The sequence below is a fragment of the Brucella thiophenivorans genome (assembly GCF_002252445.1).
Taxonomy (GTDB): Bacteria; Pseudomonadota; Alphaproteobacteria; order Rhizobiales; family Rhizobiaceae; genus Brucella; species Brucella thiophenivorans.
The window spans coordinates 174,438-187,459 of the sequence record NZ_NNRJ01000015.1 but is presented as its reverse complement, the minus strand read 5'-3'; the positions used below and the strand labels follow the sequence as shown (position 1 = coordinate 187,459).

Sequence of the window (13,022 nt, the reverse complement as noted above, 5' to 3'; positions counted from 1 at the left end):
TGCGGCTTTTTAAGGGGGAGAGGGAGGAAAAAAGCCGCAGAACCGGGCCGTCAGACCTGGTTTCCACTAGAGCGCCATGCGTCCTTTCGGACCCACAAACGACCTTCCAGATTATTAGGTTGCGCATCGTGCTTTGCCAAAAGCGATCCCTATTTTGGACCGGTGCGGTAACAGAAGGCCAACCGGAGAAGGCCTTCTGAAAATTGCTTATGGCAGATTACGCGCATCGTCCGGTGTCATATACATCGGCATCATATTGGTATCGAGATGATGCATGACCCAGATAGAGCCTGCAAGCACGATCGCCAGAATGATAACCGTGAAAATGAGCGCCAGAATATTCCAGCCATTTTCCGACTTCGGATCAAGGTGCAGGAAGTAAACCAGATGCACCACGATCTGAACAGCTGCCATACCAATGACAATCGCTGCGGTTGTTGCTGGCGTAAAATAGCCATTCATCGCCAGCATAAACGGAATGATGGTGAGAATGATCGCCAGTGTCAGACCAATCAGGTAGGACTTGAGGCTGCCATGTGCGGCTTGATCGTGTGTTTCGTGTCCAGAGCTCATCACAATACACCCAACAGATAGACAAGGGTAAAGACGCCGATCCAGATGATGTCCAGGAAGTGCCAGAAGAGGCTGAGGCACATCACGCGCGTCCGGTTTGTTTCAGTCAGACCATCACGCAGAAGCTGGGCGGAGAGCACCAGAATCCAGATCAGACCGGAAGTAATATGCAGACCGTGGGTTCCGACCAGCGCAAAGAAGGCCGATAGAAACGCACTGCGGCTTGGACCTGCACCTTCAACGATCAGGTGATGGAATTCATAGATTTCCATTATCAAAAACGCTGCACCGAGCAGGAAGGTAACGCCGAGCCAAAGCAGTACGCCTGCACGATTGTTCCTGTACATGGACAACGTCGCCAGACCATAGGTCAGCGAGGATGCCAGCAGGATCATCGTTTCGGTCAGTACGAAGTTCAGGTCGAACAGTTCACGGCCGGTCGGACCGCCCGCAAACTGGTGCGCCAGAACAGCATACGTGGCAAAAAGCCCCGAGAAGAGAATGCAGTCGCTCATCAGATAGATCCAGAAGCCGACCAGTGTGGTCGACCCTGCATCATGATGATCTTCGTGAGCCGGATGCTCGTTGCCGCCCTTGAAGGGAACTTTCAGATTAACGGTAGCGCTCATGGATCAGGCCTCCTGAGCATTCAATTGCCGTGTGCGTGCGTCTTCGACGCGCTGCACTTCATCGGCCGAGACATAATAGTCCCTGTCATTGTTGAAAGAATGGGCGATAGCGACAGCGAGAACACCAACAGATGCTGCGATTGCCAACCACCAGATATGCCATATCAGAGCAAAACCAAGCGGGATGGTCAGCATACCGATGATGAAGCCCGTGCCGGTGTTTCTCGGCATGTGAATGCGGGCGAACTTCTCAGTACGACGAACATAGCCGTTCTGCTTCATATCCCACCAACTGTCGTGATCACGAACATGTGGTATTTCAGCGAAGTTGTAGAATGGTGGCGGTGAAGATGTCGACCATTCCAGCGTACGGCCATTGCCCCATGAATCGCCATTGGTGTCACGCAGCTTTTCACGATCGCGGATGGAAATCATGATCTGGAGAACCTGGAAGACAATACCGCACAGAACAATCGCAACACCGATGGCAGCAACAATCAGATAGATGTGCCAGGCTGGATTTTCCGTGTGGTTCAGACGACGTGTCATACCCATCAGGCCGAGCACGTAGAGCGGCATGAATGCGAGAATGAAGCCAACGAGCCAGCACCAGAATGCTTTACGGCCAAGGCCTTCATGCAGCTTGAAACCGAAGGCCTTTGGCCACCAGAAACTAAGACCAGCAAAACAACCAAACAGCACGCCAGAGATGATCACGTTATGAAAGTGCGCGACCAGGAATACAGAGTTATGCAGCACGAAATCTGCAGGTGGAACAGCAAGCAGAACGCCCGTCATACCACCGACAACGAAGGTACACATGAAGCCGATCGTCCAGTACATCGGGGTGGTGAACTGGATGCGGCCCTTATACATGGTGAACAGCCAGTTGAAGACTTTTGCACCGGTCGGGATCGAGATGATCATGGTTGCAACACCGAAGAAGGCATTGACGCTTGCGCCGCCGCCCATAGTGAAGAAGTGGTGCACCCAGACGAGGAACGAGAGAACTGTAATCGCAACGGTTGCGTAAACCATCGACGTGTAGCCGAAGAGGCGCTTGCCGGTGAAGGTCGAAACAACTTCCGAAAACACACCAAATGCCGGCAGAACCAGAATATAGACTTCCGGGTGACCCCAGATCCAGATCAGGTTCACATACATCATCGGATTTCCACCAGCATCATTGGTGAAGAAGTGGAAATCCAGATAGCGGTCGAGTGAAAGCAGAGCGAGCGTAACAGTCAGGATCGGGAACGCAGCCACAATCAGAACGTTCGAGCAAAGTGCAGTCCAGGTGAAAACCGGAACCTGCATCATGCCCATGCCTGGCGCACGCATCTTAATGATGGTTGTGATCAGATTGACGCCGGAAAGCAGCGTACCCATACCGGAAATCTGCAAGGCCCAGATATAATAATCGACACCGACATCCGGACTGAACTCAATGCCTGAAAGCGGTGGATAGGCCAACCACCCGGTTTTTGCGAATTCACCAATACCAAGCGACAGATTGATCAGGATCGCACCAGCAACAGTCAACCAGAAGCTCAACGAGTTGAGGTATGGGAAAGCAACGTCGCGTGCACCGATCTGAAGTGGCACAGCAAAGTTCATCAGGCCAACGACAAACGGCATCGCCACGAAGAAGATCATGATCACGCCATGCGCAGTGAAAATCTGGTCGTAGTGATGCGGCGGCAGAAAGCCTTCATTGGCGCCAGAGGCAATTGCCTGCTGTGCGCGCATCATGACAGCATCCGAGAAGCCGCGGAACAGCATCACGAAAGCCAGAATAATATACATGATGCCGACACGCTTGTGATCGACAGAGGTCAGCCAGTCGTTCCAAAGAACGCCCCACTTTTGATAGTAGGTAATGGCTGCGAGAATAGCGAGTGCCCCACCGGCCACCGCGGTCAAAGTGACCATGATGATAGGCTCGTGATAGGGGATCGCTTCGAGCGTAAGTTTTCCGAACATTTCTATTCTTACTTCGATTGGAGTGCGATCAACGGCTTAACCCCGGACCAGATATCCGGGGCAGAGGCCGCGTCGGCAAATCAGTTTTCAAGCTGCGTCATACGCTGCGGCTGGGTCAGGCAAAGAATGTCATTTGCCCACTGGCTAAAATCGACTGGTGAAGACTTGCGCAGGTCTGCACGGGCTTCACGTACCATCTGCTCCTGATGCATCAGATCATCAATACAGACCGACTTACCATCCCAGCAACGATTTACGATGTTGTGAAACAGTGCTTTGTCGTTATAGGCGAAATACTGAACCGGTGCCTTTTCGCTCGGCTGAACCAACGAAGCGTAACGCTCACGCGACAATTCCTGACCGGAAGCCTTGGCATCGGCAATCCACTTATCAAAGCCAGCCTGATCAAGCGAAAGCGCCTTAAAGCGCATCTGGGCAAAGCCCTGACCGCTATAATTAGCGGAAATACCGTCGAAAACACCTTCATGGTTAGCGATCAGATGAAGCTTGGTCTGCATGCTTGGCATGGAATAGACCTGACTTCCGAGCACCGGAATAAAGAAGGAGTTCATAATATTGCTGGATGTCAGCTTGAAATTGACAGGAACATCCACAGGCATCGCCATCTCATTGACCGAAGCAACACCCAGATCCGGATAGATGAAGAGCCACTTCCAATCGAGCGCAACAACTTCGACATTGATCGGCTTCACACTGGATTCCAGCGGACGATAGGGATCAAGCTTGTGCGTGGCGATCCATGTCACCGTGCCAAGCACGACGATGATAAAAACAGGAATCAGCCAGACTGCAGCTTCAATCTTATTCGAGTGATGCCAGTCAGGTGCGTATTCCGCTTTTTCATTCGTGGCGCGGTACTTCCAGGCGAAGTAGAGCGTCATGCCGATGACCGGAATTACGACCAGCAGCATAAGGCCGGTTGCAAAATACATAAGATCGCGTTCCGCCAAACCGATCTCTCCCTTCGGAGAGAGCAGAACCTGGTTCTCGCAGCCGGCGAGGAGCGCCGTGAGGGCCAAGACGGCGAACGAAACGATCGTCCGGGGGGTGCCGTGTTTCATTTGTCTTTCCATCCTGCGCATAAAGCTTCAGCTCTAGCGCATGCGTCATTTCCTATATTTCGGTAAATTCTGAAAATTTCAAAAGTACCGTTATAACGAATAATTCTGTTTGTCACGTGCCAGACTAAAAATGTACTGGATCGAAATGTCGCGGCTGCACGCTCTTTGTGAGTCATCATCGACCGTTCCAGAATCAAACTGGATAAAACCAGCTCCCGTCGGCGGCTCTCTACAAGTTCAAATCTAAATTTTCAAGACGATATCCAGTGTTAAACTGATCGTGATTGAGGATTAATCAAAGATCGCGCTGATAAGAATTCATGAAGATTAAACAATACTAATGTAGGTTATTTTATATGATAAAAATTAACTGAACCAAATTTGAAAAGCTTACAGTATTGTAACTAGCACAAATTCCAGAATAACTCCACAAATTTTACAGACCAGTCGACTCTGGTCGATTCCAGCATGGATTTAATGTTATGGAGTACACTTGCAGGCAGTTAAATTAACGGAACGCTTATGATTTTTGGCAACTGGCCGATTGAAGAAACCGAAGGTGCGATGCTTGGCTATGCCGTAGCAGCAGGCACGCACAGCTTTCGTAAAGGCACCGTTTTAACCCGTGATCATCTCGATATACTGCAACAACAAGGCATCACGCATGTTTTTGCAGCGCATCTTGAAGAAGACGACGTCAGCGAAGACGAAGCAGCTCTTGCAATCGGCAATTTACTGATCTCGGAAAATATTGAACCCGGAACAGCAGTGACAGGTCGCATCAATCTTTTTGCTCGTTATGATGGACTTTTCCGCGCAGAGACAAAGGACGTAGACGCGATTAACCTTCTTGATCCGCGCATTTCCGTTGCAACATTGCGCAATAATTGCCGCGTTAAAAAAGGCCAGATGGTCGCCACCGTTAAAATCATTCCGTTTGCGGTTCCAGCAAAACTCATTGCGAGCTTGCACAGGCCTTTAACCGCGCACAATATCCTTGATGTAAATCCGTTCAAAGCTTTGAAAATCGGAATTCTTCAGTCGCAATTGCCATCTATACGCGATACCGTTCTCGACAAGACGAGCAAACTGATCGCCCAGCGTGTTGCGCATAATAATGGTTCGGTAGGTGCTGAGCGGCGTGTCATTCATGAACAGAATGCACTTGCGCAAGCAATCCTTGAACTCTCACACATCTGCGATTTGATCCTCATATTCAGCGCCTCATCGATAGCCGATGAAGCTGATATTGTTCCCCGTTCCATTCTTGCATCGGGTGGAGAGATTTTGCGCATTGGCATGCCGGTTGATCCTGGCAATCTTCTCGTTCTCGGGAAGCTTGGTGACAAATACATTGTCGTCGCGCCGGGATCGGCAAGAAGCGCGCGCGAAAACAGCCTTGATTGGATACTGGATCTGCTGATGGGCGGGATTGATCTCAAAGCCGATGACCTGGGAAAAATGGGTGTCGGCGGGCTACTGCTTTAGTGATAATTTTGAACTGATTGAAGCAAGTCGGTGCTTTAAAGGCGCTGTCTTGAAGCATAGCTTTATCGATCATCGCTCCGCTCCAGTCAGACTATGCTCTATCTTTATTGTTTTTACGCACACCCTGTTCCGAAAACTGGTTCCCACTTTTCGGGATGTGCTCTAGAAACTATAATCGAACACAAGAATACCATCGAGGCCATTTTCTGCAAGTTCAACAAGCTTTGCACCCACAACCACATGATCGGGATGAGGAAGATAGGCATCACGCGCCGCTGCATCGGTGAAATCCACGACAAAGGCGTGCCTGAATCCTTTTTCCAAAGATTCAGGGCTAACATTACTTCCAGCATTGACCGTAACAATACCGTCTATCTTTTCCTGCAAAGCGACCACCTCACGAAAAGCGGCCTTAATCTCCACAGCTTCGACATCGGATCTGAACCGAATAAGAACGATGTGACGTATCATTGTGATTGTATCTCCATGAATGATGCGCGAGATTAGCTATCAATGAGACATCTGTGAAGCATTTCCCTGCAGTGCAAAACGAAAAAGGCCGGGTTGAACCCGACCTTCCGCTTTCATTCTGGTTGCGCCATTACATCCGTGGTCGCGTTACCGAATGAATTCCCGATACAAGACCAGAGTTAGCATCGTTCCGTTTCAAGATTGTGACATTTACAAGCAGATTATCTTTTTCTCAAAAAGCATAATCCGAAAGCTCACTGCCTACACGAAATACGTAGCTGGCGCACCGCATCCCGTCATAACCACAGCGCTCGCTCTATCTGTTTGTTTTCACGCATAGTGATATCGGATCAAAGCAGGAACAGAAATCAGTCCAGTTTGCTGATTTCCCCGCAAAGCTGATGCTCGCTTTTGGGCAATATGCTCTAAAGCGCTTTTCAATCCGATTGAATGAGATCAGGATCCCACTTTTTTTCAAGCGCACCCTTCTCCGAGAGCCGTTTCATACTTTCCGCGACACGCTCAGAGTTAAGCAGCCATCGGCGTTTGATCCGGCTGGGGATGATTATAGTTCCAGACTTCGATCAAACATTGGCGCATCAGATCAAGATCCACGGGACCTATCCTACTCAACACCAAATCGAGCTCATCAGGCTCCACGCCTTTATTGAGAAGCTCAACTATGGCTTCGATCAAAACTCTTTTATCATCAAATCTATAGCGCTGCATCGAACCTGCTCCGCCAAATGCCCCATTTTGATACAGACTAAACCAGCATGGTTAACCGAAGCTTACCATTCACGAGAGATGCAAAAAGGAATTGCCTCCCTCAGAAGATAAGTTTCTTTCCTCCCGCAGGTGCAGCCTTACCAATTTAAAAAAAAAGCAACACACGACTAAATATAAAATTTTAAATTTCCATATTGCGCCATAATTTTAATATATCTTGGAAGAAATACAAGTAAAATTATACATTGCCTTTGTATTAGCGACTTATATTAAAGAAAATTCATGAACTTCTTCAAAAGATACGCATTTTTTTCGCTTAGTCGTATTTGCCTGATTGGCCTCAGCGGAGTCGTCGGTTCGAGCTTTTTGGGCGGCTACCTCATAACGATCCAGTATAAAGGCAATGTCCACACAATCATTGACAGAGAGGCTTATCGTTCAAATCAGCCTGATCCTTTGCGGATTGCGCAGCTACAATCGCTTTACGGTATCAGGACAATTATCAATCTGCGCGGTGCCGAGCCGGGTTCAAAGTGGTACGATGATGAAGTTGCAACTTCAAATGTGCTGGGAATTCAGCATGCAGACTATGAGATGTCATCAAGCCGACAACTCACCAGTGAGCAAACTCGCGCTCTGATTGCCTTGATGCAAAAGGCCGAAAAGCCAATTCTCATTCATTGCAAAGCCGGATCAGACCGAACTGGTCTTGCTGCTGCACTCTATGTTGCGGCGGTTGCAAAACGAGGTGAGCGCAGAGCGGAGGGGCAAATGTCGATTTCTTATGGTCATTTCGGACTTCCATTCAGTCCGACCCACGCGATGGAAGACACGTTCGAGGCTATAGAAGCAGAACTTGGTTTTTCCAGCTCCTGAAAACTTCAGATACTCGGGCGTGGTGTGTACCTCCACACGAGCGGGTCCATAAGAAAAACGCCGGAGATATACCCCGGCGTTTTATTCAAGTGATATGAAAGATCAGTCGAGACCGACGATCTTGCCATCCGACCACTTAAATACGTCAAAGCTTGGTGAAGACAGATCACCCGTCTCACCATAGGTCAGCTTGCCAATAACCGTTTCGATTGGCTGACCGTCACGAAGGACTTTTGCAACAGCTGCTACATCGTCGGTTGTGCCAGCGCGTTCAATACCATCTGCCAGAACCTGAACAGCGGCATAGGCATTCATGGTGAATGCTTCGACTGGAATGTTCTTAGCGGTCAGTGCATCGACTGCTTCCTTGGAAGCTGGATTCTTCGTTGCATCAACGGCATTGGTGAAAAGTGTGCCTTCAGCATTCTTCTGACCAATCGCCCAAAACTCAGTGTTGGACAGGCCTTCACCGCCGAGAATCAGTGCATTCAGACCAGCATCATGCAACTGGCGGGCCAGAAGACCGCCTTCACCATGATAGCCACCGAAATAAACGATTTCGGTGCCGGCAGCTTTCAGCTTGGAGACCAGTGCGCTGAAGTCCTTGTCGCCCGGAGTAACCGAATCATACTGAACTTCAGTAACGCCGCCCTTGTTGATCGCAGCCTTGAAGGAATCAGCCAGACCTTTGCCGTAAGCGCCCTTATCGTGGACGACAGCGACCTTCTTGTCCTTGAAGTTCTTCAGGAAGTAGTCAGCCATAACGTCCGCCTGCTGGTCATCGCGACCACAGGTACGGAACACTGTTTCCAGACCGCGCGCTGTCAGATCAGGACCAGTTGCAGTTGGCGTAACCATCAGAACACCGTTTTCCGCGAACACATCGGAAACAGGGATCGCAACACCGGTCGTGACCGGACCAACGACAAACTTGATGCCATCGCCAACGATCTGGTTAGCGGCAGAAACGCCCTGCTTCGGTTCACCGGCATCGTCGGCAAATTTCAAAACGATCTTTTCGCCCTTGATGCCACCTTTCGCATTGATGACTTCAACAGCGGTTTCAGCACCCTTCTTGACCTGATCGCCGTAAGCAGCAACCGGACCTGTGAGCGGTGCGACGAGGCCAATCGTGATGTCCGCATAAGCAGCGCTGGCGAAGCCGAGTGTGGCGGCAAAAGCTACGCTGGAAAGAAGCTTGAGGTTCATTCTTTTTCTCCTTTGTGAGGCCTCGTTTTCCCGATGACCTCAGACAACCCATGCCGGTCAAATCGCAGCGTCTGTGCGCCGCCGTTTTGCCGGGCCCTCCCTTTGATTTCAATCATACGATCTTAAAGGGTCAATCCAAAAGCACGCCACCCCTTTACCCTTTTAAGGCGCCAGAGGCATAATATTATCCGAAATCACATTGCTCTTTCGGAATCGTGCTCCAGAACGGGAGCGCGCTTTCATGATGTAATAAGAATGCATTTCCGGCTTCCGATTGCAAGGGCTCAAGTGCCCGCAACTACAACGAAAATCGGCCTCCCAATAAATGCTTATCCTCCTCTTTTCCATGACGGTGAAACCTTTGCAAAATAGGCCGCGATTCCCTCTGCGGCCTCCTGTGTTTCCCATGTATCGGCAAGACGGGTCAGCGTCATTTCTATCACCGCCTCGTCTATCGGCGCGCTCAACGCATGTATGAGCCGTTTCGAGGCGCTCACCGCAGCAGGAGCCGTTGAGAAATAGGGTTGGATTTCCGCCTCTATGGCTTCATCGAGCCGCTCTGCCTCAACCACCTGATGCAGCAATCCGATTTGCTTTGCCTCATCGGCATCAAACAACCGCGCGGAAGTCAATGTGCGCAGCGCATGCGCCGAACCAATCCGCGCCACCACATAAGGGCTGATGGTTGCCGGGATCAGGCCAAGTTTTGTTTCCGTCAGCCCGAAGCGCGCGCCATCCACGCCAGTCGCTGCATCGCACACGCTGATAAGACCTATGCCGCCGCCATACGCCTGTCCATTGATCCGCCCGATCAAAGGCTTGGGCAGATCGCGCAAAGCTTTCAGCATCAAAGCGAGTTTACGCGCCGCCTCGATGCGTTGCGCACGCGTTGCATGAACCTGTTCCTGCATCCAGCCAAGATCACCGCCGGCACAAAAGCTCGTACCGCTGCCGGTGAGAACCACAAGGCGCACGGCGTTATCATTCGCCAGTTGCAAGCTTGCGCTCAGAAGCTCATCGATCATTTGACCCGAAAGCGCATTGTGCTGTTCAGGGCGATTAAGTGTCAGCGTTGCGACACCCCGCGCGTCAACATCAATCTGGATCGTCTCAAAGTCCATCATGCGGCTTTGTCCTGACGAAACACTTGTGCCAACAATGCAGCCGATCTGAGCTTGTCGATGTCAAGGCCGGTTTCAAAACCAAGTTGATGCAGCATTTCGACCGCCGCAACGGTATCGACATTTCCCTTAGCACCCGGCGCAAAAGGACAGCCGCCAAGACCACCCACAGAGGCATCGAAGACCCGCAGGCCCTTTTCGAGACTGACGCGGATATTGTCGAGCGCCCGACCACCCGTATCGTGGTAATGACCGGCAAGGCTGTGCGGCGTAGCGACGTTCAACACTGCATCGAGCATCGTGCCAATGCTTTCCGGCGTCCCGCGCCCGATGGTGTCGCCAAGGCTCACTTCATGACAGCCTAGCGAAAAAAGCTGCTCCGTCACATCTGCCACCGCCTGTGGTGCTGTCGGTCCATCGTAAGGACATTCCACCACACAGCTCACATAGCCGCGGATGGCCAGACCGTCATTGATGGCGGCACCTATGACCGGGGCCAGTCGTTCGATGCTTTCGGCTATCGAGCAATTGATATTGGCTTTGGAGAAGCCTTCGGAAGCGGAGATGAAAACAGCAATTTCATCGACATTGGCGCTCGCAGCCAGTTCATAGCCCTTCATATTGGGCACCAGCGCTGCATAACGAACGCTGTCGGCGCGGCGGATACCGGCCATGACTTCTACGGCATCGGCCAGTTGCGGCACCCATTTCGGGCTAACAAAACTCGTGGCTTCAATGCGGGAATAGCCGCAACTGGACAGGCGATCAATCAGAGCAATCTTGTCGGCAGTCGGCACAAAACCCTTTTCGTTTTGCAAACCATCACGGGCTACCATTTCAACGATTTCTACGTATTCAGCCATGTTGTTCCTCCAATTCTACGAGAACCGCGCCCTCATTGATCTGATCGCCCACCGCAACACCGACAGACAGAATTTTGCCGTCACGCGGCGCGGTGAGTAAGAGTTCCATCTTCATTGCTTCCATCGTCACCAAGGCATCGCCCTTGGCGACACTTGCTCCTTCAACGACAGAAACCAGCCGAACCAGACCGGGCATCGGAGCCAGAATGCGGCTTTCGCGGGATGTGTCCTCTTCCGCACCGACAGACTGCACATGATGAAATATGGCATCGCGACCATTCAACTGAACGCTCACGTCATGCTTGAGCCGAAAGACCGACGCTTGTTCAGTCCGACCATCCATCGAAAAGCGCACCAGACCATTATCGTAAGAACAGATTTCCAGATCACCAAAAGTAAAGCCAAAAAACCTGTCGCCTTTGATGGTAAAACTGATCGTCTGGCGCTCGCCATGATGGTCAAGCAGAATGGAACGCGATGCATCATCCCACAGGCGAAACCCGCGCAAAGCGCTCCATGGATCGCCTTTTTGCGGCGCATCCAGTAGGTCTAGTGCGCCAAGGGTAGCCAATGCAAACGCGACCTCTGAAGGCTTTTCATCCCTGAAAAGCACTACCGTCTCTCGCGCAATCAGACCGGTATCGACATCGCCTTTGCGAAACGCTTCGAGCTTGCAAAGTGCCGTCAAAAACTGCCTATTCGTGACGAGGCCTGCAATACACGTCTTGTTCAAGGCTGCATCAAGCCTGCTCAAGGCCTCGTCGCGCGTCGCGCCATGGGTGATAATTTTTGCAATCATCGGATCATAAAACGGCGTGATCGTATCGCCACTACGGACGCCCGAATCCACCCGCGCATTTTCAGGCGGTGCGAACAATGCAAGCCTGCCCGTTGCTGGCATAAAATCACGCGCCGGATCTTCCGCATAAAGCCGCGCCTCAAACGCCCAGCCATTGATCGCAAGCTCGTCCTGACGTTTTGGCAGCGGCTCGCCCGACGCCACGCGCAATTGCCATTCAACAAGATCAAGGCAAGTGATAGCTTCCGTCACGGGATGTTCGACCTGCAACCGTGTGTTCATTTCCATGAAGAAGAAACGGTCAGGCCGCAGTCCTTCCGAGACATCAGCAATAAACTCCACCGTGCCTGCGCCGGAATAGCCGATAGCAAGCGCTGCCTTAACCGCCGCCTCGCCCATGGCTGTGCGCATTTCCGGCGTCATACCGGGTGCAGGCGCTTCCTCAATCACCTTCTGATGGCGGCGTTGCAGCGAGCAATCGCGTTCGAAAAGATGAACTGCATTGCCAAAATTATCGCCAAAGATCTGCACTTCGATATGGCGCGGTTTGGTCATGTATTTTTCAATCAGCACCGCGCCATCGCCAAAGGAAGCTTCGGCCTCGCGTCGCGCACTTTCAAGTGCCGCGGAAAAATGAGCGGGATCATCCACGCGGCGCATGCCTTTGCCACCACCGCCTGCGCGCGCCTTGATCAGCACCGGATAGGTGATTGCATCGGCCTGGCTTTTGAGAAAAGCGTTGTCCTGATTGTCTCCGTGATAGCCCGGCACAACAGGCACAGCGGCTCTTTCCATCAGTGACTTGGCGGCATCTTTCAACCCCATGGCGCGAATGGCTTTAGCCGATGGGCCGATGAACACGAGCTCTGCTTTCTCCACCGCCTCCACAAAGGCTGGGTTTTCGGATAGAAAACCGTAACCGGGATGAATGGCTTCCGCGCCCGTATCATGGGCAGCTTTTATAATCGCTTCGATGTTGAGATAGCTTTGTGCAGACTGTGCCGGGCCGACACGCACCGCTTCATCAGCCATTTCAACATGCAGCGTATTTTTGTCAGCATCGGAATAGATCGCGACGGTCGCGATACCAAGCCTATGCGCCGTGCGAATGATCCGGCATGCAATTTCTCCGCGATTGGCAATCAGTATTTTTTGAAACATCATTTTTGCCCTCGCGGGATGCGGGCGGAAAACCGCTT

General features: G+C 51.4%; 12 protein-coding genes. 2 read left to right on the top strand and 10 right to left on the bottom strand.

The window, feature by feature from the left end; all coding sequences use genetic code 11:
- Window positions 1–207: 207 nt before the first annotated feature.
- The 4 genes from cyoD to cyoA all read right to left on the bottom strand — a co-directional run bounded on the left by cyoD (window position 208) and on the right by cyoA (window position 4,267).
- The gene (gene cyoD / locus CEV31_RS05855) at window positions 208–573 is read right to left on the bottom strand and encodes a cytochrome o ubiquinol oxidase subunit IV (RefSeq protein ID WP_094506070.1); all 366 of its coding nucleotides are present in this window, start codon (window positions 571–573) and stop codon (window positions 208–210) included.
- Complete coding sequence (gene cyoC, locus CEV31_RS05850) at window positions 573–1,202, bottom strand: cytochrome o ubiquinol oxidase subunit III (RefSeq protein WP_094506069.1); 630 nt, start codon at window positions 1,200–1,202, stop codon at window positions 573–575. Before cyoC ends, cyoD begins: the two co-directional genes overlap by 1 nt.
- A 3-nt stretch (window positions 1,203–1,205) precedes the next feature.
- Window positions 1,206–3,185, bottom strand: coding sequence for a cytochrome o ubiquinol oxidase subunit I (gene cyoB / locus CEV31_RS05845; RefSeq protein WP_094506067.1), 1,980 nt, complete (start codon window positions 3,183–3,185; stop codon window positions 1,206–1,208).
- An 80-nt stretch (window positions 3,186–3,265) separates the two neighbouring features.
- Window positions 3,266–4,267, bottom strand: coding sequence for a ubiquinol oxidase subunit II (gene cyoA / locus CEV31_RS05840; RefSeq protein ID WP_094506530.1), 1,002 nt, complete (start codon window positions 4,265–4,267; stop codon window positions 3,266–3,268).
- 522 nt (window positions 4,268–4,789) lie between these two features.
- On the opposite strand from cyoA, the gene CEV31_RS05835 reads away from it, so the two are divergent.
- Window positions 4,790–5,755, top strand: coding sequence for a molybdopterin-binding protein (locus tag CEV31_RS05835; RefSeq protein WP_094506065.1), 966 nt, complete (start codon window positions 4,790–4,792; stop codon window positions 5,753–5,755).
- A 162-nt stretch (window positions 5,756–5,917) separates the two neighbouring features.
- Here the strand turns inward: CEV31_RS05835 and CEV31_RS05830 are convergent, their stop codons facing one another.
- Both CEV31_RS05830 and CEV31_RS05825 read right to left on the bottom strand, forming a co-directional pair.
- Window positions 5,918–6,226, bottom strand: coding sequence for a Dabb family protein (locus CEV31_RS05830; RefSeq protein ID WP_094506064.1), 309 nt, complete (start codon window positions 6,224–6,226; stop codon window positions 5,918–5,920).
- A gap of 528 nt (window positions 6,227–6,754) precedes the next feature.
- Entirely contained in the window at window positions 6,755–6,955 is a 201-nt protein-coding gene (locus tag CEV31_RS05825; RefSeq protein WP_094506063.1) for a hypothetical protein, read from the bottom strand.
- Between the two features lie 282 nt (window positions 6,956–7,237).
- Between CEV31_RS05825 and CEV31_RS05820 the strand changes: the two genes are divergently transcribed.
- On the top strand, window positions 7,238–7,831 hold the full coding sequence (locus CEV31_RS05820) for a tyrosine-protein phosphatase (RefSeq protein ID WP_094506061.1): 594 nt from the start codon (window positions 7,238–7,240) through the stop codon (window positions 7,829–7,831).
- 102 nt (window positions 7,832–7,933) lie between these two features.
- Here the strand turns inward: CEV31_RS05820 and CEV31_RS05815 are convergent, their stop codons facing one another.
- From CEV31_RS05815 to CEV31_RS05800, 4 genes are all read right to left on the bottom strand, one after another.
- Window positions 7,934–9,040 (bottom strand): ABC transporter substrate-binding protein, encoded by a 1,107-nt coding sequence (locus CEV31_RS05815; RefSeq protein ID WP_094506059.1) that lies wholly within the window; start codon window positions 9,038–9,040, stop codon window positions 7,934–7,936.
- Window positions 9,041–9,369: 329 nt separating this feature from the next.
- On the bottom strand, window positions 9,370–10,164 hold the full coding sequence (locus CEV31_RS05810) for a crotonase/enoyl-CoA hydratase family protein (protein ID WP_094506058.1): 795 nt from the start codon (window positions 10,162–10,164) through the stop codon (window positions 9,370–9,372).
- A complete protein-coding gene (locus CEV31_RS05805; RefSeq protein ID WP_094506056.1) occupies window positions 10,161–11,024 on the bottom strand; it encodes a hydroxymethylglutaryl-CoA lyase in 864 nt (287 codons plus the stop codon). Before CEV31_RS05805 ends, CEV31_RS05810 begins: the two co-directional genes overlap by 4 nt.
- A complete protein-coding gene (locus CEV31_RS05800) occupies window positions 11,017–12,984 on the bottom strand; it encodes an acetyl/propionyl/methylcrotonyl-CoA carboxylase subunit alpha (protein WP_094506529.1) in 1,968 nt (655 codons plus the stop codon). Before CEV31_RS05800 ends, CEV31_RS05805 begins: the two co-directional genes overlap by 8 nt.
- Window positions 12,985–13,022 lie beyond the last annotated feature (38 nt).

Excerpts from the sequence above, each read along its gene's own strand:
- CEV31_RS05830 (WP_094506064.1), bottom strand. The coding sequence starts at position 6,226 with ATGATACGTCACATCGTTCTTATTCGGTTCAGATCCGATGTCGAAGCT.
- cyoA (WP_094506530.1), bottom strand. The coding sequence starts at position 4,267 with ATGAAACACGGCACCCCCCGGACGATCGTTTCGTTCGCCGTCTTGGCC.
- CEV31_RS05825 (WP_094506063.1), bottom strand. The coding sequence starts at position 6,955 with ATGCAGCGCTATAGATTTGATGATAAAAGAGTTTTGATCGAAGCCATA.
- cyoB (WP_094506067.1), bottom strand. The coding sequence starts at position 3,185 with ATGTTCGGAAAACTTACGCTCGAAGCGATCCCCTATCACGAGCCTATC.
- cyoC (WP_094506069.1), bottom strand. The coding sequence starts at position 1,202 with ATGAGCGCTACCGTTAATCTGAAAGTTCCCTTCAAGGGCGGCAACGAG.
- CEV31_RS05820 (WP_094506061.1), top strand. The coding sequence starts at position 7,238 with ATGAACTTCTTCAAAAGATACGCATTTTTTTCGCTTAGTCGTATTTGC.
- cyoD (WP_094506070.1), bottom strand. The coding sequence starts at position 573 with ATGAGCTCTGGACACGAAACACACGATCAAGCCGCACATGGCAGCCTC.
- CEV31_RS05800 (WP_094506529.1), bottom strand. The coding sequence starts at position 12,984 with ATGTTTCAAAAAATACTGATTGCCAATCGCGGAGAAATTGCATGCCGG.
- CEV31_RS05815 (WP_094506059.1), bottom strand. The coding sequence starts at position 9,040 with ATGAACCTCAAGCTTCTTTCCAGCGTAGCTTTTGCCGCCACACTCGGC.
- CEV31_RS05810 (WP_094506058.1), bottom strand. The coding sequence starts at position 10,164 with ATGATGGACTTTGAGACGATCCAGATTGATGTTGACGCGCGGGGTGTC.
- CEV31_RS05805 (WP_094506056.1), bottom strand. The coding sequence starts at position 11,024 with ATGGCTGAATACGTAGAAATCGTTGAAATGGTAGCCCGTGATGGTTTG.
- CEV31_RS05835 (WP_094506065.1), top strand. The coding sequence starts at position 4,790 with ATGATTTTTGGCAACTGGCCGATTGAAGAAACCGAAGGTGCGATGCTT.